3 protein-coding genes are annotated in these 2,047 nt (G+C 73.0%); 2 read left to right on the top strand and 1 reads right to left on the bottom strand.

Translation table 11 applies throughout. The features are described 5' to 3' along the window. Nucleotides 1-50: 50 nt before the first annotated feature. Nucleotides 51-899 (bottom strand): helix-turn-helix transcriptional regulator, encoded by an 849-nt coding sequence (locus AC2CHE_RS26755; RefSeq protein WP_484507596.1) that lies wholly within the window; start codon nucleotides 897-899, stop codon nucleotides 51-53. 103 nt (nucleotides 900-1,002) lie between these two features. Between AC2CHE_RS26755 and AC2CHE_RS26750 the strand changes: the two genes are divergently transcribed. Continuing rightward, entirely contained in the window at nucleotides 1,003-1,626 is a 624-nt protein-coding gene (locus AC2CHE_RS26750) for an NADPH-dependent FMN reductase (protein WP_484507595.1), read from the top strand. A 2-nt stretch (nucleotides 1,627-1,628) separates the two neighbouring features. Then, nucleotides 1,629-1,970 (top strand): hypothetical protein, encoded by a 342-nt coding sequence (locus tag AC2CHE_RS26745; RefSeq protein WP_484507594.1) that lies wholly within the window; start codon nucleotides 1,629-1,631, stop codon nucleotides 1,968-1,970. Nucleotides 1,971-2,047 lie beyond the last annotated feature (77 nt).

Raw genomic sequence — 2,047 nt, 5'->3', positions numbered from 1 at the left:
GGGGTGGCGCGGGGGCGGGGCGGCGGGGGCGGGTGGTTGCGTCTCACCCCTCAGCCGGCTACCGAGCGGAGGCCGCCGGGGCGGCGGCCCAGGAGGCGGTCCAGCGCGGCGGCGCTGTCCGCGTCGGCGGGCTGCTGCACCACCAGTCGCTGCTGGTCGTCGGCGAGTTCCAGGGTCTCGTACGACAGCCGCAGCGGACCCACCTGCGGATGCCGCAGCCAGCGCACTCCGCTCGGCTGCACGGCGACCGGCCGGCGCTGCCACCGGGACCGGAACGGTTCCCCGACGGTACGGGCGAGCCGTTCGGCGAACGCGTCGGCGGCGGGGTCGCCCCCGCGCAACCGGTGCAGGTCGGCGACCTGCTGGTCGGCGAGGTCGGCCCAGTCGGGAAAGTGCTGACGTGCGCGCTCGTCGGCGAAGAGGAACCACACGAGGTTGGGCCGCTCGTCGTCGAGCAGCCCCAGCGGCCGGGCCAACCTTTCGAACGGCTCGTTCCAGGCCAGCACGTCGCCGATCCGGTTGGTCAGGTACGCCGGCCGGTCCCGTAGCGCCTCCAGCAACGTGTGGACCTGTGGGCGGACGGTACGCGACACGGTCGGCCGCCCGCCCGCGCAGAGTTGCCGCCGGTGATCGACCGACGCGAGTTGCTGAAGGTGCCGCCGGTCGGCGTCGTCGAGCCGCAGTGCCTCGGCCAGCGCGGCGAGGATGCCCGGCGACGGGTGGGTGTCCCGGCCCTGTTCGAGCCGGGTCAGGTATTCCACGCTGACCTGGGCCAACGTGGCCAACTCCGCACGCCGCAGGCCCGGGGTCCGCCGCCGGCCGTTGGTGGGTAGCCCCACCTGCTCGGGGCGCAGCGCCTCGCGGCGGCTGCGGAGGAACGCGCCCAACTCGCCGTCCATCACCCGTCCAGTTTGCCGCGCCCGTGACCCGGGAGGGTGTCCCCGCCGGGGCTACCCTCCCGCCGGTCTCCCCGAGTGCCTCCGACGGCGGTGGGATCGGCTCATGAACAGCACACGACAGCACGGACCGATCAAGGTGGGCCTGGTCGTCGGCAGCAGCCGCCCGGGGCGACGTGGCCCGACGGTGGCGGGATGGGCGGCCGAGACGGCGGCCGGGCATCCGGCGGCGCGAGCGGGCGAGGTGACCGTCGAACTGGTCGATCTCGCCGAGCAGCGGCTGCCGATGCTCGACGAACCCGTGCCGGCGAGGTTCGGCGACTACCGTCACGACCACACCCGCCGCTGGTCGACGGTGGTGGCGGCGTACGACGCGTTCGTCTTCGTCACCCCGGAGTACAACAGTTCGGTCCCGGCGGTCCTGAAGAACGCCATCGACTATCTGGACGCCGAGTGGCGCGGCAAGCCGGCCGGTGTGCTCGCCTACGGCGTACGCGGGGGAGGGCGGGCGGCCGAGCATCTGCGGCCGATTCTCGCCGAGGTGGGCATGGAGGTCCTGCCGAGCCATGTCGAGCTGGGGTTGTTCACGGACTTCGACTGGACCGGTGCGGACCGGTCGGACCCGACCGCCGACGGTCGGATCGCGCCCGGCGAAGGCCGAGCGGAACTGATCACCGCGATGCTCACCGAACTCCTCGCTGCGGTTCCGGCTGTTGGCCGGGTGAGCTGACCATGGAGACGCTTCTGATCACGTATCGGGTCCGCCCGGACCGCCTCGACGAGCATCTGGCCCTGCTCGACAGGGTGCACCGGGATCTGGCCCGGCTGCGTCCGCCCAAATTCCGCTACCTGACCCTGCGGCTCGACGACGGGCTCAGCTTCGTCGACGTCGTCATGGGCCCGGATCTGCCCGGACCACTGCCGTCGTTGGAGTCGTTCGGTCGTTTCCGGGCCGGACTGGAGGAGCGGTGCGAGCAGCGGAGCACTGCCGGTTTCACCGTCCTGGGGTCGTACGGTATGGGTGAAGACTTCGTCCGCTTTGTGCCGACCGGGGGAGAACGGGCCGACGGCTGACGTGGGGGGGGGGGGGGGCTCCCCCCCCCCCCCCGGGCGCGGGTGTGACTTTCTGCCGCGGCCCTACGAGGCCCCCG

It is taken from the genome of Micromonospora sp. ATLC16, from assembly GCF_057196645.1.
This window is presented reverse-complemented; position numbering and strand designations above follow the sequence as displayed.